Raw genomic sequence first — 21,711 nt, forward strand, 5'->3', positions numbered from 1 at the left:
TGGTGATAAAACGGCGAGCTAGCCGCCGTTGACGACGAACTGCGAGCCCGGCTGGATGACGATGTTGCCGTCGGCCGAGTTGGTGATTGTCACGTTCGTCAGGTTGGCGTTACCGCGCGCGCCGCTCATCGCGAGGATGCCGGCGCCGTTGGTGGACTTGTCGATCCGCACGTTGGTGATGGCGACGTTCGGCATGTTGCCGCCGCCGTTCTTGAACTGAATGCCGTCGAACGTGGAGTCGATGATGTCGGTGTCCCGGATCGTGACGCCCACGATGTCCCGGGTGGAGGGGAAGAGGGTGATGGCACCGAACTCCTGGTCCTCGTTCCAGAACGCGCCACCGGTGCGGTAGAGCCCGTTGTTGGCGATCAACGTCGTGCCGGAGAACGGCAGCGGGTCGTGGTCGGTCGCCAGCATGATGCCCGGGTAGTTCGCGGTGTCGTAGATCAGGTTGTTCTCGATCGAGTTGTCGTAGCCGCCGTAGATCGCGATGCCGTTCGCCCGCCAGGGCAGTTGGATGGTGTTGTTGACGAAGTGGTTGTCGTGGGCGATGTCGACGGTGCGGTCCTTGACGTACGGGTTGGCCCAGACGGCGAGCGCGTCGTCACCGGTGGTGCGGAACGACGAGTTGAACACCCGCGAGTTGCGCGTGCCGTTGCTGAAGTTGATGCCGTCGGCGTACGTGTTGCGGATCCGCATGCCGGTGAACTCCAGCCCGTCGGCCGGCCCCCACAGGTCGGGGATGTTGTCGTAGTCCCGGCCCACCCAGGCACCCACGTTGGCGTGCTCGATCCAGACGTTGCTGATCTTGGTGCCGGTGCCGAAGCGACCGTTCAGCCCCACGCCACCCTCGGCGTTGCCGTCACCACCGCGGATCCGGCCGGAGCCGAAGATGGCGATGTCGGAGATCTGGGTGTTCTTGTCGATGTCGAAGCCGAAGTTGCCCTCGTGCGGGTGGTTGATGCCACCCGCGTTCTGCGGCTCGGTCAGCGTGTACAGCTGCGAGTGCCACATGCCGGCGCCCCGGATCGTGACGTTGCTGATGCCGACCTGGTTGTGCATGCCCCGGTTCAGCGGGTCGTCGGTCAGGATCTTCTGCTCCTGCCGCCACTGCCCGGCGGGGATCCAGACGCAGCCGATGACACCGTTCTGGTCGTCGGTCACCGCCCGTTGGATCGCGGCGGTGTCGTCGAGCCCGTCGTTCGGGACCGCACCGTACGACGTGATCGAGGTGCAGCCGGCCGGCTGGCTCGCCGGGGGCGCCACCTGCTCCAGGTCGATCGTGTCGATGACGTAGAACGAGGCGGTGTCACCCGAGTCGCGCTGCAACTTGAACCGGGTGCCGACCGGGTACGACTGCGCCAGCAGCGCGTTCGACTCGTCGAAGAGCCGCCGGGCGTCGGCCTGCGGGGTGTTGGTCAGCGCCTCCGGCCCGTCGGTGTTGCCGTAGAGCCAGCTGTGCTTCGACGACAGGGTCAACTTCCGGGAGAAGACGTCGTTGACGTACAGGCTGATGGTCGCCTCGATGCCGCCGCCACCGGGGGCGTCCGGGATGGAGTTGCGCACCACGATGGAGTTGGCCTGGTTGGCCGAGGTGAACTCCACGAACTGACCGGTGCTGGTGAGCCGTACCGACTTGCGACCCGAGGACTCGCTCGCGAAGTTGGTGTGGCCGAAGGTCCGCAGCGGGTCGGTCTCCAGCAGCGTGCCCGAGTAGCGACCGGCCTCCGCCTCGTAGGAGACGTACGGGACGGCCGCCCCGCGCCCGACCACTATCGACTGGCTGAACGCGTTGTTGGTCTCGTTGGTCTCGGCGACCACGTTGGTGGCGTCAGCGGTCGCGGTGAGGGTGGCACCGCCGCTGGTGGCGGTCCAACTGCCGCTGACGGCCACGGTGACGGTCGCGCCGGCCGCGATCGAGGCGGTGTTGGTGTTGAGTGTGGTGCTGCCCGCCACCAGCCGGGTGACGGTGGTCGCGCCGGTCGCTGCGGTGCCCCGGTTGCGGACCGCCACGGTGAAGGTGACGGCCGCCCCGACCGCCGGGTTCGGCGGGTTCGAGGCGATGCTGAGCACCTGAAGGTCCGGGCCCGGGGCCTGCGTCACCACGAGAGGCGACGCCGCGGTGAAGCTGTTGTTGCCGTTGTTCTGCTCGACGATCGTGTTCGTCGGGTCGACCACCGCTGAGACGGCGTAGCTGCCCATCGGCCGCGTACCGGCGTTGACCGACACGGTGGTCGAGGCGCCGGCGGCGAGCGCGCCCACCGTGGCGCTGCCGACGACCGCGCCGGCCAGGCTGACGTTGACAGTCGTCGCCCCGGCGGACGCCGAGCCGATGTTCTGCACCACCGCCGACAGGGTGACCGCGCTGACCTCGCTCGGCGACGAGGGTGACCAGGTCACCGAGCTGACCACCAGGTCCGGGTTGGGGGCCGGCGTGCCGCACACCTCAAGCTCCGCGACCTGGCCGGACGGCGCGCCGGTGTTGCCGGTGAACCGCAACTGCACGTCCGCCGTGGTCGCGCTGACCGGGATCGTCACCAGGTTGGTGCCCTGCACGAACTGGTAGGCCGCCGCCGACACCAGACTGGTGTACGACGACGACGCCTGGTCGCGACCGAGGACCTGGATGGTCTGGGTACGGGTGCCCCAGGCCGAATCCGGGTTGAGTTTGACGGTGACACCGGAGATCGAGTGGTTCGCGCCCAGCGCCACTGTCAGGTTCTGCGGGTAGCTCGCCGCGCCCTCCCAGTAAGTGCCGAGCTGCCCGTCGTTCGCCTTGTCCGGGGTGAAGCTGAAGGTGGACCCGCTCGCCGTCATGCTCTTGCCCTGTGCCACGTTCGTGCAGGCGGGCGGGTTGCTGCCGGTCCGGGTGACGGTGTTGCTGGTGCCGGACAGGTTGCCGGCGCCGTCGCGGGCCCGGACGTAGTAGGAGACGGTCGCCGTGGCCGGCTGGGTGTCGTTGAAGGTGGTCACGTTCCCGACGGACTGGAGGAACGCGCCGTTGCGGTAGACGTCGTAACCGGCGATGCCGCTGCCGCCCGCGTTGTCGGTCGACGCGACCCAGTTGAGGCTGATGGTGGTGCCCGACTGGGTGTACGAGAGGTTGCCCGGCACGCTCGGGGCGGTGGTGTCCGGGGTGGTGCCGCCGCTGCCGTACACCTCCAGCTCGGAGAGCTGCCCCGCCGGCCAGCCGCTGTTCGCGGTGACGGTGATCCGCACGTAGCGGGTGGAGGTCGCGCTGAAGTTGATCGTGACCGTGCTGGCGCTCGCCGGGTTGAAGGTGTACGTCTGCGACCCGACCAGATCGATGAAGGACGAACCGTTCGTGCTGCCCCGCACGCTCAACGTCTGCGTCCGGGTCGCCCAGCCGTTCGTCGGCAGCTTCAGCACGACCTGGTTGACGCTCTGCGCCGCACCGAGGTCGACCTGCACCCACTGCGGGAACGCGTTGTTGACGCTCTCCCAGTAGCTGCCGGCGTTGCCGTCGACGACCTTGGACGAGTCGTAGACGTCGGCGTGGCCGCTCTCCTGGGTGGGGCGGCCCTGGGCGAGGTTGGTGGCGGCCGGGGCGAAGCCACTGCTCGGCGCGGCCACCGTGTCGGCCGGGCGGGCGGCGACGGCCGGGTTCGCGACAGCTGTCGCTCCCGCCGTGGCGATCAGCGTGGCCGCGGCTGTCGCCGCGACCATTCTGAACAGATTCGTTCGTCTCATGACTGTCCTGTCGTCGGGGGACGGTTGCCGCGGGCGGGGGTGACCACGGGTGGGGGTGAGCGGCGGTGCGTCGCCGGCCGGTGAGGCGGGCCGGCGTCGAGGGGGTACCGAGCATCAACGGGCCTCCCCAGGAGGCCCGTTGAATCTTCCGCATGCATGCACAGAACCGTGCACGTCTTTGTCGAAATCTTGCGTTACTTTGACCAAAGGTTACTGACGTGCTACGGGAGCGTCAACACTTCGACCACGGTAACTATTGACGGAGTTGCCCACTGTCGACCGCCGACAACGCGAAGGAAGGTGCCGCCTTCGACGACTGGAGGCGGCACCTTCCCCGAACCTGCGCGGATATTGCGTCAGGTCGTAACGGAACGATCAGGCATCTGGTGCTCGGACCACGAACGTCTCCAACAGCTCACCGCCGTACCAGTCGGTGCGCTGGCCGACGTGCGCCATCCCGAGCCGCCGGCAGACCGCCATCGACGCCTCGTTGCCCGGCGACACCAGCGCGTGAACCTCCGGGCCGCCGGCGGCGAACTCCCGTGCCACGAGCGCGCCTGCCGCCTCGGTGGCGTACCCGTGACCCCACGAGTCCGGGTGCAGGTGCCAACCCGTCTCGATCTGCTCGGTGAGCACCGCCTCGTCGACGCCGGGGATCGGCTTGAGCAGCACCGTGCCCGCCACCTGACCGGTCTCGCGGACCTCGATCGCCCAGGTGCCGTACCGGCCGTCGTCGGCCGCGTGCCGGTCTCGCCAGATGCGCAGCCGCTCGGCGGCCTGAGCCGGGTCGGTCATCGGCAGGCCGGGCGACACGGCCAGCCAACGGGTGATGTCCGGACGGGAGTAGATGTCGTAGATCCGGGCCAGGTCCGCCGGATCATCGGTCCAATCGCGCAGGATGAGGCGTTCGGTGGTGACAACAGTCATGACCGGCGATCTTAAGGAGTGACGGCTCCGACGACAGGGAAGGAGACGGCGATGGGCAACGGATGGCAGCGGGCGAAGCGGATCACCAGCGCCGCGTTCCGCCCGGTACGTGGGCGGGACCTGTCGCTGCACGCCGCCGCGATCACCTTCTACGGAGCCATCGCCGTGGTGCCGGTCGCCCTCCTGGCGATCTGGCTCACCTCGCTGGTGGCCGGGGCCGATCGGGTACGCCGACTCACCTCGCACGCCGTGGAGGCGCTGCCCACCGCCATCGGCGCACCCCGGGCCGTGGACGCGCTGGTCAACGCCGGAGTGGAGCTGACCCCGCTGCTGGCGCTGGCCTCACTGCTGCCCGCGTCGCTCTACGGCGAGGGTCTGCGCCGGGCCTTCGTGTCGGTCGCCGCGCCCCGCTCCGACGAGCACCTGGTCGGCTGGCGGGGCCGACTGCTCCTCCTGCCGCTGCTCGCGCCGGCCCCCGCGCTGCTGCTGTCGATCCTGCTGGCGCTCCCGCTCACCACCGGCCTCGTACGCCAGGGCGGCTGGCGCGGTGTCCTCGGCGTGGTGCTGTCGTTCCTGGCGGTCTGGGTGGTGCTCACGCCGGTGCTGATGTGGGTGTTCCGGGTGGTCGGGCCGGCCTCACCGGACTGGCTCTCCACGCTCGCGATCGGGTCGTTCACGGCGGCCAACCTCTCCGGCTTCCTGCACGGCTTCGTCCTCTTCGCCTCGCTCCCCCTGAACCTGGGGGTGCCGTTCGGCGGCTTCGACGAGATCGGCGCGGGAGTCGCCGTGCTCCTCTGGCTGTACCTGTTCCACGTGATCGTCCTGGCCGGTTACTCCGCCACCCTGGCCCTCTCCACCTGGCGCACCACCCGCGCCACCCCCACCCCTCAATCGGGTTGATCAAGAGGTTTGCGTCAGTTTCGCGCCGTGCGCTGACGCAAACCTCTTGATCACCGGGACGGATCGAGGGGGTGGGGGTGGGGGTGGGGGTGGGGGTGGGGTTCAGGGGGTGGAGAGGGCTTCGGTGGGGGTTTGCCGGGCCGCTCGGATCGACGGGTAGACGCCGGCGATGACGCCGACCACCAGGGCACCGCCGACTCCGCCGACCACCGCGATCAGCGGGATCGTGGGCGGCCACCCCTGGTAGCCGGCGTAACCGACGGTGGCGAGCACCCCCAGGATCGCACCGGCCGCGCCACCGAGCACACTGAGCAGCACCGACTCGGTGAGGAACTGCAGCCGGATCTGGCCCCGGTTCGCGCCGAGCGCCCGGCGCAGGCCGATCTCCCGACGGCGCTCCAACACCGAGATGACCATCGTGTTCGCCACGCCGATCCCGCCGACCAGCAGGGCGACCGCCGCCAGGCCGAGGAACAGCCCGGAGAAGCTGCTCTCCGTGGCCCGTTTCGCGGCGAGCGCGTCGGAGGGGCGGCTGACCTGGACCAACCCGGGCAACTGCGGGTTGAGGGTGGCCGGCAGTACCGCCCGGACATCCTCCAACGCGTCCTCCCGGGCCCGCAGGTAGACGACGGTGGGATGGCCGTCGAAGCCGAGCATGGCCTTCGCGGCGTCCCACCCGACCAGCACCGAACGGTCGAGATCCGGGGAGAGCGGCAACGGGTCCAGGATGCCGATCACGGTGAACCACCGTTCGCCGATGAGCACCTGGGGTGGTTGCCGTGGGTCCACCGTCGCGAAGCCCAGCCGGCTCGCCGCCACGTGACCGAGGACCGCGGTCGGGAGCCCTACCGTTCCGGCGTCGAGAGCCCGGCCACTGTGGACCCGGCCGTTGACCGTCGCCAGCAGGTCCGGACGGGACGCGAGGACGGTGAGCCCGGACGTGTCGTACCGGTCCATCAGATCGTTGCGGCGCACCGTGGTGTGGGTGTTCGCGACCGCGCTCGCCGTCTGGACCGGCCCGATCCGCGTCGTCATGGCGGCGGCGTCCTCGGGGAGCAGGGCGGGCGGCGTCTGATCCGGCACCGGCTCGGCCCGCAGCATGTTGGTGCCGAGGGCGCTGAGCTGGTTCATCAGGTCGCGGTGGCTGGACGCGGGGATCCCCACCACCACGACCAGCGTGGCGATGCCGATGGAGATGCCCAGGGCGGAGAGGACCGCCCGCATCCGGCGGGTGGTCAGCCCGAGAAGACCGAGCCGGAGTACGTCGGAGGGGGCGAGCCGGGTCGGCCGGATGCCCCCGGGGGACGCGCTCATGCCCTGCTCCCGGTGTCGGAGACGATCCGGCCGTCGCGGATCTCCACCTGTCGAGGCATACGGGCGGCGAGATCGCGGTCGTGGGTGATCACGGCGATGGTGGTTCCCTCCGCGTTCAGGCTCATGAGCAGAGCCAGGACCGCTGCACCGTTGGTGGTGTCGAGCGCCCCGGTCGGCTCGTCGGCCAGCACCAGCGCCGGCTCGTTGACCAGCGCCCGGGCGATCGCCACCCGCTGCCGCTCCCCGCCGGAGAGCTGCCGCGGCAGGTGGTCGACCCGGTGCGCCAACCCGACGCGGTCCAACGCCTCGATCGCGGTACGGCGACGACGGCGGCGGGGCACCCCGGCGTACAGGAGGCCGGTGGCGACGTTCTCGGCGGCGTCCAGCCCGTCGGTGAGGTGGAACTGCTGGAAGACGAAGCCGAGCCAGCGGCCCCGCAGCGCGGAGAGCCGCCGGTCGGAGAGGGCGGTGACGTCCTGGCCCGCGACGCGTACGCGGCCACTGGTCGGCAGGTCGAGGGTGCCCATGATGTTCAGCAGCGTGGACTTGCCGGACCCGGACGGCCCGACGATGGCGAGCATCTCGCCCGCGCGGACGGTCAGCGAGACGTCGTCCAGCGCGGTCACCCCGCCCGGGTACGTCCGGCTCACCCCCTCGACGCTGAGCACCGTCTCGGCGTACGCCGGAATCACCTCGGTCGGGGTGTCGCCGGCCCGGGTGGTCACGCCGTTCACGACGCGGTCACCACGTCGAGGCCCTCGGTCACTCCGGTGCCGCTGATCTCGACAAGTCCCCGGGCGAACATCCCGGTCTCCACCGCCACCAGACCACCGCCGGGCAGTTGGAGTGCGTGTCCGCCCTCGCTGAGCGCCACCAGCGCGCCGACCGGCACCGCGAGCACGTTCTCGTGCACGGCGGTGGTGAACCGGACCTGCACCGCAGCGGCGTCGATCTTGGCCACGTCCGCCGTTCGGGTCGGCGCGACGAGGACCTCCACCGTCGGAGGTTTGCCCTGGCCACCGCCCCCGTCCGATCCGCCGCCGGTCACCGTCTGGGAGACCGAGGCGACCTTGCCGGGGATCTCGGAGCCGTCGGGCAGTGCGACGACCACCGCGGCTCCGACCGTGATGGTGCCGACCTCGGTGGCGGCGACCGGGACAGTGACCAGCTTGACCTTCTCGGTGACGGCCAGCAGCTCACCGGCGACCGCATCACCGGGCAGTGCCTTCACCGCGCTGACCCGGGCCGGTCCGGTGAGCACGGCGACCTGCCCGACACCGATCGTGCCGGTCGGTTCGAGACCGATGGACTGCTGCCACTTCTTGATCGCGGCGACGAGGCTCGCAGTGAGCAGCGCCTGACCCGCGCCGATCCTGGTGCCGTCCTTGCCGCGGGACGGCTGCGACCCGGTGTGGAAGCCGAGCGCCTTCAGGTTGTCCGACACCAGCCGCACGTCGCTGCCCACCAGGCCGGGCTTGTCGAGGGTACGGAAGAGCGGAGTGCCGCCGAACAGCACCGGCACCGGTCGGTCGTCGACGTGGTAGAGCGGCTTGCCCCGGGCCACCGTGTCGCCCACCTTCGGCAGCCGGGTGACGATGCCCTCCCCCGCGCCTTTCACCACCCGCTCCGGGCCGAAGCCGAGCGTGCCGTTCAGCGAGCGGGTGTCCGACAGGTCGGCCCGGGCCACCTTCGTCGTCGTGACCTGCGGTGGGGCGCTCGCATCGGCACCGCCGGGGTGGCGCCGCAGGGCCAGCGCCCCGACGCCGGCACCGACGGCGACCACCACTGCGACAGTGGCAGCCACGATTGCGGTCCGCCGATTCGTCCACCGGCCCCGCCCTTCGGTCGGATTACTTCTTGGCACCGAAGATCTCCATCGTGCAGTCCCTCTCCAGCTTGGCCATGGCGGGACCCTCAAGACCGTTGGTCGGGTCGGCGACCCCGTCGTCGTAGGTCCAGCCGGAGCCGTCCGGCAGGGAGTGGATCTTCAGTCCGTGCCCGCGCAGGCACTGGACGTAGTCGTTCCACTGGCTCACGTAGTTCGGGTTCCGGTCCCGATCCAGCTCCGGCGGCTGGAGCGGCATCTTGCCGGCGCACGCCACGTACGCCGCCTTCGGCTCCCCGCTCTGGTCGAGGGAGAGGCCCGTGCCGCTCCCCGTCGGTCCCGGTGCCCGGCCGTCGTTCTTCTTCACCCCGTGCTCGTGCAGGCAGATCTTGTACGTCTCCCAGAGCTGGGTCTCCTCCTCGTCGGTGGTGTCGAGGCGCAGCTGTGGGCGGCCGTTCACCGCGGTCCCGGCAGTGCTCGCCGGTGCGGACGGGGTGGTCAGGGACGCGACGTCGCCCGTACCGCTGGCGGTGTCCTTGTCGGCGTCAGGGCCGCAGCCGGTGAGGGTGACGGCGAGCAGGGTGACCGCGGCGAGCCCGACCGCGACCCGGTGCGTTGAGTTGGTCATGGCAGGCAGCCTCACGCCCAACTGTCAGAGACCTGTCAGGAAGTGATCGTCATCCGGTAGTCCCAGGTCACGGCATCGTCGGAGCCCACGGCGGGCACGTACAGTCGCTGCCGTGTGCGCGTACGTGCTGGTAGCCGAGGACGACCGGAAGCAGGCGGAGTTGGCCCGCCGGTACCTGGAACGCGAGGGGCACGAGGTGACGGTGGTGTCCGACGGGCGGGCCGCCCTGGAGGAGATCCGACGGCGACCGCCCGCGCTGCTCGTCCTTGACGTGATGATGCCGAAGGTCGACGGCCTGGACGTCTGTCGCATCCTGCGCCGGGAGTCCGACCTTCCCGTGCTCATGCTGACCGCCCGCTCGACCGAGGACGACCTGCTGCTCGGCCTCGACCTGGGCGCCGACGACTACATGACCAAGCCGTACAGCCCGCGTGAGCTGGTCGCCCGGGCCCGCAGCCTGCTGCGCCGGGGCCAGCGGGCGGTGCGGCAGGCGGACCCGGTGCTGCGGGTCGGCGCCGTGCACGTCGACCCGGTACGCCACGAGGTCCGCGCCGACGGACGCCTCGTCGACTGCACCCCTGGCGAGTTCCAACTGCTCCAGGCGATGGCCACCCAGCCCGCCCGCGCGTTCACGAGGGACCAGCTGCTGGGCTACCTGCACGGGTTCGACAGGTACATCACCAACCGAACCGTCGACGTGCACGTCATGAACCTCCGCCGGAAGATCGAGCCGAACCCGCGCAAGCCGGCCCGCCTGCTGACCGTGTACGGCATCGGATACAAGCTGGTCGACGAGGCACCCCGTGGCACGTGAGGTTCCGCTGCGCCGCAGCCTGCTGCTCCGGCTGCTGGCGCTGGCCGTGCTCATCGCCGTCGGCTCGATCGCGGCGACCGCCTGGCTGGCCGTCCGCACCACCGCTGGGGCGATCCGGCAGGAGCAGGGGCAGGCGCTCGCCGACGACGCCCGCATCTACGACACACTGCTCGCGTACGCCGCCACCCACCCGAGCTGGGACGGTGTCGACGCGGCAGTGCAACCGCTCGCGCGGGACGTCGGCCGGCGGATCGCCCTGACCACCGAGACTGGTGCCCTGATCGCCGACTCGGCACCCGGGTCGGGCCCGTTGCCGACCACGTCGTCCGCGACCGTCGACGCGCTCGCCGTCGACACCACACTGATGCCCGGGAGCAGCCCACCGGGCGGCGGTGCGGGCGGCATGGGCCGCATCGACCCGCGCGCCGGCGGCCCGTACCTCCTTCCCCCCGAAGAACGCGCGACGCTGCGCGGCAGGGCCACCGAGGCGGTCCGGTGCCTACGGCTACGCGCGCGGATCGACGCCGTCGTCGTCGACGGCCCCACCGGGCGACCACGCATCGACACCCCCGGGACCGACCTCGCCGACACCGCCGCGTGCGCCCAGTCGAGATCGGCACTGGCGACTCCCACGGCCACCGAGAACAGGGCGCTCGCCCAGCTCAACGCCCTGGTGAACACGTGCCTGGCGCGGCGGCGGATGTCCGCCGTGCAGGTCGACCTGAACTGGACCTGGACGCGGCAGCCGGCGGCCAGCGCGCCCGACGCCCCGCCCACCGAAGGAATCGACCAGGAGCACAACCGAGCGATCAGCGCCTGCGTCGGCACCAGTCGACGCGAACAGCTCCTGCCGTACGTCGCCCCGGCCGCGACCCTCTTCGTCAGCGACCCGGGTGGTCGCCCGTCGAGCACCTTCGACCTCTCCCCGGCCAACCAGACCCGCATCGTCGCCGTCGCCGGTCTCGTCCTGCTGGTGACGGTCGGCGTCACCGTCCTCGCCGGCATCCGGCTGACCCGCCCGCTGCACGCCCTGACCGGAGCGGCGCAGCGGATGCGCGACGGCGACGGCTCCGCCCGGGTCCGGGTGACCGGCCGCGACGAGATCGCCCGGCTGGCCGAGGCCTTCAACGACATGGCCGAACGGCGGGAGCGCCTGGAGCAACTCCGCCGGGCGATGGTCAGTGACATCGCGCACGAGATGCGTACTCCGGTGAGCAACATCCGGGGCTGGTTGGAGGCGGTCGAGGACGGCCTGGCGGCTCCCGACCACCGGCTGCACTCGTCTCTGCTGGAGGAGGCGACACTGCTTCAGCACGTGATCGCCGACCTGCAGGACCTGGCCGAGGCCGACGCGGGCGCGCTGCGGCTGCACCGCGAGCAGGTCTACCTCGACGACCTGCTCGCCCAGGTGGCGGAGGCGCACCGGGTCCAGGCCGACCGGGTCGGCGTCACCGTCGCGGTACGCACCGAAGCCGACCCGCAGGTGGACGCCGACCCGGTGCGGCTGCGCCAGGTCGTCGGCAACCTGGTCGCCAACGCGGTACGACACACCCCGTCGGGCGGGCACGTGACGATCAGCGCCCGGGCGACCGACACCGAGGCCGTCGTCTCGGTGACCGACACCGGCAGCGGGATCAGCGCCGAGGACCTTCCCCGGGTCTTCGACCGCTTCTGGCGGGCGGAGAAGTCCCGCAGCCGGCAGACCGGCGGCAGCGGCCTGGGCCTCGCCATCGTCCGCCAGCTGATCGAGGCCCACGGCGGCACCGTCACCGCCACCAGCGTCCCCTCCCACGGCTCCACCTTCACCCTGCGCCTCCCCCACCACGACCCCACGCCCCCTCCCCGCACCCGGTGATCAAGAGGTTTGCGTCAGTTCCGCGCCGTTCACTGACGCAAACCTCTTGATCAACAGGGCAAAGGCAGCGGAGCGGACTAGGCTGCGGCGGCATGAGTGGTGAGATTCCGGCTCGCGCCGACGTCGTGATCGTCGGTGCCGGGCACAACGGCCTGGTCTCCGCGATCCTGCTGGCCCGCGCCGGCCTGGACGTCCTGGTGCTGGAGGCCGACGACGTGCTCGGCGGCGCGACCCGCACCGAGAACCCGTTCCCGACGGTGCCGGGGCTGCGCCACTCCACCGGCTCGTACCTGCTCGGACTGATGCCGCCGGAACTACTCGCCACCCTGGACGTGCGGATCCCGGTGCTGCGCCGCGACCCGCACTACTTCCTGCCCACGCCGGGCGGCCTCGGCTCGCCGTACCTGCTCTTCGGCAGTGACACCGCCGCGACCCGGGCGCAGCTGGCCGAGTTCCTCTCCCCCGCCGACGTCGCCGCCGACGACGCCATGCAGGCCGAGCTGGCGGCACTGCGCGAAGACCTCGCCCCGGCCTGGCTGGCCGAGCCGCTGAGCGTCCAGGAGACCGCCGGGCGGCACGTCCGACCAGCGCTGCGGCAGGTCTTCGTCGACCTCGTCCAGGGTTCGGTCGCCGACTACCTGGCCCGGTTCGAGTTCCGCTCCGAACTGCTGGTCAGCATGTACGCGGTCACCGACGGGCTGTCCGGGCTCAACGCCGGCCCGGACGACCCCGGAACCGGCCACAACTTCCTCGTGCACAACATGTGCAGACTCCCCGGCTCGGGCGGCACCTGGATGATCGCCGAGGGCGGGATGGGCACCGTCTCACGGACGTTCGCCGAGGCCGCCCGCGCCGCCGGGGCGACCATCCTGACCGGGTCGCCGGTGAGCGCGGTGACACTGGACGGCGGCGCGGCCAGCGGAGTGGTGCTGGCCGACGGCCGACAGGTCGCCGCCCGCGTGGTGCTCGGCGCGTGTGACCCGTACCGTCTGATGGACCTGTTGCCCGACGGCGCGCTCCCGGCGCCACTCGGCGAACGGATGGCGGCGGTCCGCCGCCCCGGCACCACCCTCAAGCTCAACCTGGCGCTCACCGGGCTGCCCCGGTTCTCCTGCCTGCCGGACGGCACGCCGAGCCCGTTCGGCTCGACCATCCACCTGCTGCCCGGCTCCGCCTCGCTGGTCGGCGGGGAGGCCACCGCACCGATGACCGCGCTGCGGGCGATGTGGGCGGACGTGCAGGCCGGGCGGCTGCCGGCCGAGCCGACCATCGAGTGGTACCTGCACACCACCGTCGACCCGTCGCTCTCCGACGCCGCCGGGCACCACTCGTCGGCGCTGTTCGTCCAGTCGGTCCCCTACGAGCTGGCCGGCACGACCTGGGACGCGGAACTCCCCGGCTACGTCGACCGGCTGGTCGAGATCGTCGAACGGTACGCCCCGGGCACCGGTGACCTGATCGCCGACGCCGTGCCCCTGCCCCCGCCCGGCATCGAGAAGCACTTCGGCATCACCGGCGGGCACATCCACCACGTCGACAACACCGTCTCGTTCACCGACCGGATGCCCTACGCCACCGGGATCGACGGCGTGTACGCGGGCAGCGCCGGCTGCCACCCGGCCGGCAGCGTCATCGGCGCCGCCGGCCACAACGCCGCCCGCCGAATCCTCGCGGACCTAGGTCGCTGAAGCCTCCTCGGCCCGGTGCTCGGCGGTCAGCCGCTGCTCGGTGGCGCTGCCCCGCAGATTGTCCGACAACAGGTCGGCGGTGAACGGAATGGTGGCGATGAAGAGCAGCACGAGCAGGTTGAGCACCAACAGCATCTGGTCGACCCGGACCACGTACCGCCAGATGTTGTGGTGGGCGATCCACACCTGACCGGCGATCCCGAAGGTGATCACGTACGCCAGGTAGGACGGCCAGGCGTCGGCGAGGGCCTCGGGGAGTTCCCTCCCGCCCACCCGGGCCGGGCCGGTCTGGAGCAGCTCGACGGCCATCACCGTCAGGACGACCCCGAAGACCCCGTCACTGAACGTCTCCACCCGCGCCGCGTCCCGGGCCATCTCCCGGCCGCGCCCGTACCGGTACGAACCCTGTCGCGCGTTCGCGCCCGCCACGTCCGCCCCACTCTCGATGGCGCCCGGGAGATACCGGACTGCGGCTTTCGCCGCCCTCCACTGCATCGTGGCGTATCGGAGGGTCGGGCGGACGCGGATCGGCCGGGCGCCACCTCAGGCGCGGATCGGCCGGCAGGTCAGCTGAGCGCCTCCCCGGCCGGGGCCGGGGTCTCGGCGTCGACGCGGTGGGCGCGCACCTTGTGGCCGACGCTGGTCAGGCAACGGCCGGACGGCAGGTCGAAGCGCCATCCGTGCAGCTGGCAGGTGAGCTGGTCACCCTCGACAATGCCGAAACGGGTCAGGTCGGCCTTCAGGTGCGGGCAGCGCCGCTGCACCACCCAGTCGCCCAGCGTGATGTCCTCGGCGTCGGTGGTGCGCTCGTGCTCGTCGTACCAGCCCTCGGCGTACTGGAGACGCTCCTCGGACAGGCACTTGAAGAACGCGTAGACGAACTCGTTGTACTGACCGATCCGGGCCGCCGAGAACCGGCAGGACAGGAAGAGCGAGTTGACCCAGTCCACCTCGTCGATGAAGAGCAGGTGCTCGACCAACGACCGCTCGGTCCGGAACCGGTAGCGGACCTTCTCGTCGGCGTACGGCCGGACCTCCTTACCGGGGAAGTCCACCACGATCGACTCGACGCTCTCGCCGTCGTACCCGACCAGGTCGAAACGGACCGGACCACCGACCCCCTTGGCCAGGTAGATCGACTCGTCGAGCAGCGGCTCGATCCGGCGCTTCATCTCGCCGAGCACGTCGACCTCGGGGTGCCGCCAGGACGCCTTCTCCGCCTCGATGATCGGGCGCTTGCGCTCCCGCATCTCCTCCAGGTGGGCGACCTTGTTCGCGAAGAACTCCTCGACCGGGACCGGGTGCGTCGTGGTCGCCCCCTCGGTGGTGACCTCGGCGACGCTGCCCGGCAGCAGCACGATCCCGTTGGTGCCGCCGACCTTGGCGTACTCCGTGAGGAAGACCGACTGGTCGGGAAAGATGTTGCCCTCGTCGCCGTGGATGTCGTTGAACTGCCACAGCTCGTCGTCGAGGAAGCAGGGCGGGCCGGCGATCGGGAAGACGTGGTCGGCCTTCAGGTCGTCGATGTAGCGCCAGGTCCGGTCGAACTGCCGATCACGCTTCTGCTTGCCGAACGCGGTCTTCGCCGCCTGCGGCAGCTCGTAGACCATCGGGTACCAGATCGCCCCGGAGAACTGGAGCAGGTGCGCGTGCACGTGCCCCAGCTCGGCGAAGACGCTCAGGTCGGTCGGGCGGGCGTCGTTCTGGTTGAGCAGCCGCACCCCGTCGTACTCGACCCAGAGCGACGAGTCGCCGATCGGGCCGTCGGTGGGGCTGGTCAACGCCTGGATCATGATCTTCAGGCCGCCGGGCAGCTCGACCACCTGCTCGTTGGGCGCCTTCAGGAACTTGGTGAAGCCCAGCGCCCGGAACTCGTCCTCCATCTCCGAGGTGGGGAACTCGGGCAGCAGGACGGTGGCGTCCTTCGAGACGAAGTCCCGCAGGTGCTTCGCGTCGAAGTGGTCCCGGTGCAGGTGCGAGACGTACAGGTAGTCGACCTGGCCCAGGCTCCCCCAGTCGAGCAGGGAATTGTCCGGGAAGGGGAACCACGAGGCGAAGTACGCCGGATTGACCCACGGGTCGCACAGGATGCTGCCCGCGGCCGTGTCGATCCGCATGCTGGCGTGCCCGGTTCCGGTCACTCGCACCGCACAGTCCCCCTCAAACAGACAATCAGGTGTACGCCAAACGCTACCGGAGTGAGTCTGACCGTCGCCCCGCGACGCCGGTAGTGCTGTCCGGCCCGGGGCAGGCAGAGCCTGATGGCCGAGAAACCCCCACCTCGCCGCCCCGAGCGGGAGGCGTGCCAGACTAACCAAAGATCCGATCGCGAGGGAAGGACCGACAGTGGCAGGAAGCGAGCCGGTAACGTCGCCGGACCAGCACAAGCCCGGGCACCGCAAAGCCGGGCAGATCGGCGCGGTGCTGTCGGCGCTGGCGCTGCTGGCGATGATCTGCGGCAACCACGAGGGCAGGGTCGAGGACCTCTGGCTGATCGGCCTGGCCGCACTGCTGCTGATCATCGTGATCGGCGACATCGTGCTGCGGCGCAGCGGTCTGCGCTCCTGACCCGACCGTCCGCCGGACGACCGGCCGACGTACGCCGAGGGCCCGCCCCCACCCGGGGACGGGCCCTCGTCCGTACGCGTCGGATCAGCGCCCGAAGAGAATGTCCTGCACGTCCTTGAGCGCGGCGTCCACCTCGGCCTCGAAGTAGCCGCCCGGAACCAGCCCGAACCGCAGCGTGTCGAGGTCCTTCGGGTCGACCGGCATCGGGTTGCGGCGCTGCATCCCACCCAGCAGGGTCTCGAAGAACCGGTCCACCTGGTCGGGGTCGTACCCGCTGCCGAACCGACGGACCTGGAAGCTACGGCGGATCTGGTCGACCCGGTACAGGTCGCTGCCGGGAGGACCGGCCATCGGCGGACCGACCATCGGGGGGCCACCCATCGGAGGGCCGCCCATCGGAGGGCCGGCGACAGCGGGCGGACCGGCCATCGGCGGGCCACCCATGCCCTGCTGGGGCAGCTGAGGCGGACCAGCCGGGCCCCGGCGCATGTCGCGCAGGTCCCGCTCGGGCATCCGGATCTCGGCGGTCATGTCGGTGCGGCCGTGCCGACCGGCCTCGAAGCCGTCGAAACGCGACTCGTCCGGCGGGCCGTACCCGCCGGGGGCGCGCTGGTCGTCCTGGCCGTAACCAACCGGCGCGCGCTGGTCGTCCTGGCCGTAACCAACCGGCGCGCGCTGGTCGTCCTGGCCGTAGCCGGAAGGGCCGGCGGGGAGACCGCGCGGCGGAGCGCCGTGGCCACCCATCGGACCGGGCCCCATCGGGCCGCCAGGGCCCATCGGACCACCGGGGCCCATCGGGCCGGGACCGGCCGGGCCACGCTGTGCGTCGTAACCGCCGCGGGGGCCGTCGTACCCACCCGCGAAGGCGCCGGTCGGCTCGTCGTAGCGGCCGTACCGGTCCGCGGGCGGGCCGGCCTGGGCGGGCATCGGACGCGGCGGCATCGGCGGGGCCATGCCCCGTTCATCGCGCATCGGCGGCCCCATCCGGTCCGGTGGGCCCAACCGGTCAGCCATGCCGCCACCGCGCCCGGCGCTGTTGCGCTCCTCCAGCTCGGCCAGCTGCCGCTCCACCCGGTCCAGGTGAAGGTCGACCTGCCACTCGTCGTAGCCGTTGAACCGGACCCGGAAGACGACGTCGTGGACCTCCTGGGAGGCCACCGGCGCACCAACCTGTCGGCCGTCGAGCGTCGCCTCGACCCGGTCGAGGAAGGCATCCACCTCGTCGACCTTGTATCCCCGGCGGAGCGCCTTGCGCCGGAAACGCTGACCCTGACTCGCCACTATGTCTCCTGGTCTCGTTCGCCACGCCCGGTCACGCCGGTGCCTCTCCGGCGCGGTCGGTGTTGGTGTCGTTGTCCTCGGCGGCGGCGAGTTGGCCACACGCACCGTCGATCTCGCGACCTCGGGTGTCCCGTACGGTGGTGGACACCCCGGCGTCGCGCAACCGCCGGACGAACTCCCGCTCCACCGGCTTCGGGCTCGCGTCCCAGCGACTGCCCGGCGTCGGGTTGAGCGGAATGAGGTTCACGTGGGTCAATTTGCCGGCCAGCAGCCGTCCGAGGAGGTCGGCCCGCCAGGGCTGGTCGTTCACGTCCTTGATCATCGCGTACTCGATCGACACGCGACGGCCCGTCCGGGCGGCGTAGTCCCACGCTGCGTCCAGCACCTCGGCTACCTTCCAGCGCTGGTTTACCGGCACGAGTTCGTCGCGCAGATCATCATCGGGCGCGTGCAACGACAACGCAAGGGTCACAGAGAGGTCTTCGCTGGCCAGTCGGCGGATGGCCGGAACCAGGCCCACCGTGGAAACGGTGATGTGCCGCTGCGACAGGCCGAGCCCTTCCGGAGCTGGGCTGACCAGCCGACGGATCGCCGCGACGACCCGGTTGTAGTTGGCCAGCGGCTCGCCCATGCCCATGAAGACGACACGCGACAGCCGCGGCGGTGACCCGGCGACCACGCCGGAGGCGGCCACACCGGCCATGTAGACCGCCTGGTCGACGATCTCGGCAGTCGACAGGTTGCGGGTCAACCCGGCCTGGCCGGTGGCGCAGAACGGGCACGCCATGCCACAGCCCGCCTGGCTGGAGATGCAGACGGTGACCCGGTCGGGGTAGCCCATCAGCACGCTCTCCACCAGCGCACCGTCGTGCAGCCGCCACAGCGCCTTGCGGGTCGCGCCGTCGTCACAGGCGAGCTCGCGCACCGGGGTGAGTAGCGTGGGCATCAACCGCTCGGACAGCCGCTCCCGGGTCGCCGCCGGCAGGTCGGTCATGGCCTGCGGATCGCGGACCAGCCTCCCGAAGTAGTGGTTCGAGACCTGCTTCGCGCGGAAGGCAGGCTCACCCAACTCGGTGACCAGCGCCTGGCGACCGGCCAGGTCCAGGTCGGCGAGGTGCTTCGGCGGCATGGAGGCCCGGCGCGCGGCGGGGGCATCCGAGATGGCGGGGATCAACGGCAGGCTCGTCATGGCTGGTCCAGTGTGTCACGCCTTCGACGGCAGGTGCCGATCCGGAGGTGCCGAACGGGCCGCGACCCCCGCAGCCGGACGACCGGAACGCCGTGATCCATGCCTCAGTTCACCACCGGCACCAGGACGGCCAGCAACAGGTAGGCGGTCGGCACGGCGAAGAGGATCGAGTCCAGTCGGTCCATCAGACCACCGTGGCCGGGCAGCAGGTTGCTCATGTCCTTGACGCCGAGATCCCGCTTGATCATCGACTCGGCCAGGTCACCGAGGACCGCCGCGCAGGACACCGCCACCCCGAACAGCGCACCCCACCAGGGGGCCACCTCGAACATCAGCCACAGCAGCAACGCGCTGCCCAGGGCCGCCGCGGTGACCGAGCCGGCGAAGCCCTCCCAGGACTTCTTCGGGCTGATCGACGGGGCCATCGGGTGCTTGCCGAACGAGACGCCGGCCGCGTACCCGCCCGTGTCGGAGAGGACCACCGCGACCAGGGTGGCCAGGATCCGCATCCAACCGTCGTCGGGAGCCGCCGCCAGCAACGCCGCGAAGCCGGCGAGGAACGGCACGTAGACGGCGATCAGGGTGGCCGCCGTGAGGTCCCGCTGGAAACCGGCCGGACCGTCACCGAGCCGCCAGATCATCGTGCCCAGCACGGTGACGAGCAGCCCCAGGCTGAGCGCGTCCGGGCCGGCGAACCAGGCCAGGCCCACGGTCAGCACTCCGCCGGCGATCAGCGGCACCAGGGGTGGGTGGGCCCCGCTGCGGCGGACCGCGCGGGCCATCTCCCAGATGCCCACGGCGACCGCACCGGCGATCACCGGCAGGAACGCCAACGGGTAGAACACCAGCGGCACCACGATCAGCGCGCCGAGCGCCAGCCCGACCCCGATCGCCGCCGGGAGATTGCGGCCGGCCCGCCCGTTGCCCACCTGCTGCGTGGCCGGTCGGTCGACGCCGGCCCGACGCCGACCCTTCGTCCGCCGACCGGCCGGCGGCTCCGGCTCGTCCACCGGCTCCGGGTCCGGCAACAGCTCGGCACCGATCGGCGCGAGCTGCGCGGTCGGGTACGCGTCGTCGTCGAAACGGACCGGACCGGACCGTTCCGGCTCGTCGTACCGAGCAGGCTCGTCGTACCGGGCGGGCTCGTCGTACCGCTCCGGGCGGGTGGGGGCGGCGTCCGGACCGACGGGCGCACGATCACCGGGCCAGCCGGAGCGCCCCCGGTCCTCGTACCGGTCGGGTTGGTTCCGCTCGTCGTCGCGCCGGTCCCGGCCGTCGAAGCGACCGCGCCGGTCACGGTCGTCGAAACGGTCCCGGTCGTCCGGGCGGACCGCACGGCCGCGCTCGTCGTACGGGCCCGTCGGGTGCGGCTCGGCGTACGGCCGGGTGTGCGGGTCGGCGTACAGCTCAGGACCGGCGGTGGGACCGCGGCTCCACTGGCCGGCGTCCAACTCCTGGTCGGGCCAGGGCAGCGCCACCGGGCGCTCCGGGCGGTCCCAGCCGCGAGGCTCGCTGCCGTAGGGGTCGGGGCGGGACATCACGCACCGCGACGGGGCGCGAGAACCACCACATGACGCACGACCACAAGCATCCCCTACACGCGCGATGTTCTCCGATTGACCGCCTCGACGGTCGGTCGACTCCCCTGGTTCACCACCCGGTGGCCGGGAATCCTGCCGAGCCTACTGCACTCGCCGGATCGGCACGGCGGACGAGGCACGCCGACGGACCCCGACCTGGTCGGCGGTCCGCGTGACGGCGGCGCCCACCCGGTCGGTACGCCATCGCGAGCGGAATCCGCAGTCATCGATCCGACTCGTCTCCTGCCCGATCAACAACTGAGCCGGGCACGTCCGACGTGGTGCCCTGGGGGCGCGCCGGCTCCCGCCGGCGGGTCCGACGGGGAGGGACACACACATGTACAAGACGAGTCTGACGGCGTTGACCGCAGCCGCCATCGTCCTGGCAGCGGGGGCACCGGCCGCCGCCACCACGGCACCCACCAGGATCACCATCGATCGCCAGGCGAGCGAGCTGTACCTGTTCGAACCGCCCCTGGCCGAGCCCGGCGAGGCGTACCCCGCGACCAGCGCCCGCGCCACCGCCCGCAACTGTCCCGCCGGCCCGCACCTCATGTCGGCCTCTCTGGTGCAGGACGACCTGCCGACGCTCTGGGCCACCTCGGGACGGGGCGCCGGCGAGATCCAGTGCGACGGTGGCACCGTCCAGCTCGCGATGGGCTTCGCGCGCAGGGATCCGGTGCTGCACCCGGGCCGGGCCACCGTCCGCTTCGCGCTGCGCGACGCGGACACCGGGGAACAGCTGGCGGAGCGCACCAGGACCGTCTGGATCCCCTGCTGACGTACGACACGAGGCCCGTTCCCAGGTCGGGAACGGGCCTCGGAGCGTCACACCCGACAGCGGGCGGATCGTCACACCTCGAGAAGCTCGGTTTCCTTGTGCTTCACCAGGTCGTCGACGCTGGCGACGTAGCGCTGGGTCAGGTCGTCGAGTTCCTTCTCGGCGCGGCGACCCTCGTCCTCGCCGGCCTCACCGTCCTTGACGATGCGGTCCAGCTCCTCCTTGCCACGGCGGCGGACGTTACGGATCGCCACCTTGGCCTCCTCGCCCTTGTGCCGGGCCACCTTGATCATGTCGCGGCGGCGTTCCTCGGTCATCTGGGGAAGCAGGATGCGCAGCTGGCTGCCCTCGTTGTTCGGGTTCACCCCGAGGTCCGAGTCGCGGATCGCCTTCTCCATCGCGTTGATCTGCGAGTTGTCGTACGGCTTGATGATCGCCATGCGCGGCTCGGGGATCGCGATGGACGCCATCTGGGTCAACGGCGTGGGAGTGCCGTAGTAGTCAATGATGACCTTGGAGAACATGGCGGGGTTGGCGCGACCGGTGCGGATGGCGCCGAACTCCTCCTTGGCGTGCTCCACCGCACGCTCCATCTTTTCCTCGGCCTCGAGGAGGGTGTCGTCGATCACCGGTCTCCTCGCCTCCTTCTG

17 protein-coding genes and 1 pseudogene are annotated in these 21,711 nt (G+C 71.1%); 6 read left to right on the top strand and 12 right to left on the bottom strand.

Annotated elements, in window-relative coordinates; translation table 11 throughout:
- Positions 1-18 precede the first annotated feature (18 nt).
- Positions 19-3,687 (bottom strand): CARDB domain-containing protein, encoded by a 3,669-nt coding sequence (locus GA0070612_RS30280; protein WP_231924396.1) that lies wholly within the window; start codon positions 3,685-3,687, stop codon positions 19-21.
- A 399-nt stretch (positions 3,688-4,086) separates the two neighbouring features.
- Entirely contained in the window at positions 4,087-4,638 is a 552-nt protein-coding gene (locus GA0070612_RS30285; protein ID WP_088991019.1) for a GNAT family N-acetyltransferase, read from the bottom strand.
- Between the two features lie 51 nt (positions 4,639-4,689).
- Here GA0070612_RS30285 and GA0070612_RS30290 point away from each other — a divergent pair, with 51 nt between their 5' ends.
- The gene (locus GA0070612_RS30290; protein ID WP_088991020.1) at positions 4,690-5,538 is read left to right on the top strand and encodes a YhjD/YihY/BrkB family envelope integrity protein; all 849 of its coding nucleotides are present in this window, start codon (positions 4,690-4,692) and stop codon (positions 5,536-5,538) included.
- A 102-nt stretch (positions 5,539-5,640) separates the two neighbouring features.
- Here GA0070612_RS30290 and GA0070612_RS30295 read toward each other — a convergent pair whose 3' ends face one another.
- The 4 genes from GA0070612_RS30295 to GA0070612_RS30310 form a co-directional block, all read right to left on the bottom strand.
- The gene (locus tag GA0070612_RS30295; protein WP_088991021.1) at positions 5,641-6,852 is read right to left on the bottom strand and encodes an ABC transporter permease; all 1,212 of its coding nucleotides are present in this window, start codon (positions 6,850-6,852) and stop codon (positions 5,641-5,643) included.
- On the bottom strand, positions 6,849-7,520 hold the full coding sequence (locus tag GA0070612_RS30300; RefSeq protein WP_197699509.1) for an ABC transporter ATP-binding protein: 672 nt from the start codon (positions 7,518-7,520) through the stop codon (positions 6,849-6,851). The genes GA0070612_RS30295 and GA0070612_RS30300 overlap by 4 nt, the downstream gene beginning before the upstream one ends.
- Positions 7,521-7,582: 62 nt before the next feature.
- Positions 7,583-8,656 (bottom strand): efflux RND transporter periplasmic adaptor subunit, encoded by a 1,074-nt coding sequence (locus GA0070612_RS30305; protein WP_197699268.1) that lies wholly within the window; start codon positions 8,654-8,656, stop codon positions 7,583-7,585.
- 46 nt (positions 8,657-8,702) lie between these two features.
- A complete protein-coding gene (locus tag GA0070612_RS30310; RefSeq protein ID WP_088991024.1) occupies positions 8,703-9,305 on the bottom strand; it encodes a hypothetical protein in 603 nt (200 codons plus the stop codon).
- 112 nt (positions 9,306-9,417) lie between these two features.
- Here GA0070612_RS30310 and GA0070612_RS30315 point away from each other — a divergent pair, with 112 nt between their 5' ends.
- The 3 genes from GA0070612_RS30315 to GA0070612_RS30325 all read left to right on the top strand — a co-directional run bounded on the left by GA0070612_RS30315 (position 9,418) and on the right by GA0070612_RS30325 (position 13,662).
- On the top strand, positions 9,418-10,119 hold the full coding sequence (locus tag GA0070612_RS30315; RefSeq protein WP_197699269.1) for a response regulator transcription factor: 702 nt from the start codon (positions 9,418-9,420) through the stop codon (positions 10,117-10,119).
- Positions 10,109-11,974 carry a HAMP domain-containing sensor histidine kinase gene (locus GA0070612_RS30320; RefSeq protein WP_231924397.1) on the top strand — a complete coding sequence of 622 codons (1,866 nt, stop codon included), beginning with the start codon at positions 10,109-10,111 and terminating at the stop codon, positions 11,972-11,974. Before GA0070612_RS30315 ends, GA0070612_RS30320 begins: the two co-directional genes overlap by 11 nt.
- A gap of 92 nt (positions 11,975-12,066) precedes the next feature.
- The gene (locus GA0070612_RS30325; RefSeq protein ID WP_088991025.1) at positions 12,067-13,662 is read left to right on the top strand and encodes a phytoene desaturase family protein; all 1,596 of its coding nucleotides are present in this window, start codon (positions 12,067-12,069) and stop codon (positions 13,660-13,662) included.
- Between the two features lie 21 nt (positions 13,663-13,683).
- On the opposite strand, the pseudogene GA0070612_RS30330 reads toward GA0070612_RS30325, so the two are convergent.
- Positions 13,684-14,037, bottom strand: a pseudogene (locus GA0070612_RS30330) (TMEM175 family protein); the annotation flags it as partial.
- A 191-nt stretch (positions 14,038-14,228) separates the two neighbouring features.
- Positions 14,229-15,809, bottom strand: coding sequence for a Rieske 2Fe-2S domain-containing protein (locus tag GA0070612_RS30335; RefSeq protein ID WP_088991026.1), 1,581 nt, complete (start codon positions 15,807-15,809; stop codon positions 14,229-14,231).
- A 199-nt stretch (positions 15,810-16,008) separates the two neighbouring features.
- Here GA0070612_RS30335 and GA0070612_RS30340 point away from each other — a divergent pair, with 199 nt between their 5' ends.
- Positions 16,009-16,230: a DUF2631 domain-containing protein gene (locus tag GA0070612_RS30340; protein ID WP_088991027.1), complete on the top strand. Its 222-nt coding sequence runs from the start codon at positions 16,009-16,011 to the stop codon at positions 16,228-16,230.
- A gap of 84 nt (positions 16,231-16,314) precedes the next feature.
- Here the strand turns inward: GA0070612_RS30340 and GA0070612_RS30345 are convergent, their stop codons facing one another.
- The 3 genes from GA0070612_RS30345 to GA0070612_RS30355 all read right to left on the bottom strand — a co-directional run bounded on the left by GA0070612_RS30345 (position 16,315) and on the right by GA0070612_RS30355 (position 20,238).
- Positions 16,315-17,511: a DivIVA domain-containing protein gene (locus tag GA0070612_RS30345; RefSeq protein ID WP_088991028.1), complete on the bottom strand. Its 1,197-nt coding sequence runs from the start codon at positions 17,509-17,511 to the stop codon at positions 16,315-16,317.
- A gap of 31 nt (positions 17,512-17,542) precedes the next feature.
- Entirely contained in the window at positions 17,543-18,700 is a 1,158-nt protein-coding gene (rlmN, locus tag GA0070612_RS30350; RefSeq protein ID WP_088991029.1) for a 23S rRNA (adenine(2503)-C(2))-methyltransferase RlmN, read from the bottom strand.
- A 104-nt stretch (positions 18,701-18,804) separates the two neighbouring features.
- A complete protein-coding gene (locus tag GA0070612_RS30355; protein ID WP_088991030.1) occupies positions 18,805-20,238 on the bottom strand; it encodes a phosphatidate cytidylyltransferase in 1,434 nt (477 codons plus the stop codon).
- A 379-nt stretch (positions 20,239-20,617) separates the two neighbouring features.
- Between GA0070612_RS30355 and GA0070612_RS30360 the strand changes: the two genes are divergently transcribed.
- Positions 20,618-21,061 (top strand): hypothetical protein, encoded by a 444-nt coding sequence (locus GA0070612_RS30360; RefSeq protein WP_088991031.1) that lies wholly within the window; start codon positions 20,618-20,620, stop codon positions 21,059-21,061.
- 71 nt (positions 21,062-21,132) lie between these two features.
- On the opposite strand, the gene frr is transcribed toward GA0070612_RS30360, so the two are convergent.
- On the bottom strand, positions 21,133-21,690 hold the full coding sequence (frr, locus tag GA0070612_RS30365; protein WP_088991032.1) for a ribosome recycling factor: 558 nt from the start codon (positions 21,688-21,690) through the stop codon (positions 21,133-21,135).
- Between the last annotated feature and the right edge of the window lie 21 nt (positions 21,691-21,711).

The sequence above is a fragment of the Micromonospora chokoriensis genome, from assembly GCF_900091505.1.
GTDB lineage: Bacteria > Actinomycetota > Actinomycetes > Mycobacteriales > Micromonosporaceae > Micromonospora > Micromonospora chokoriensis.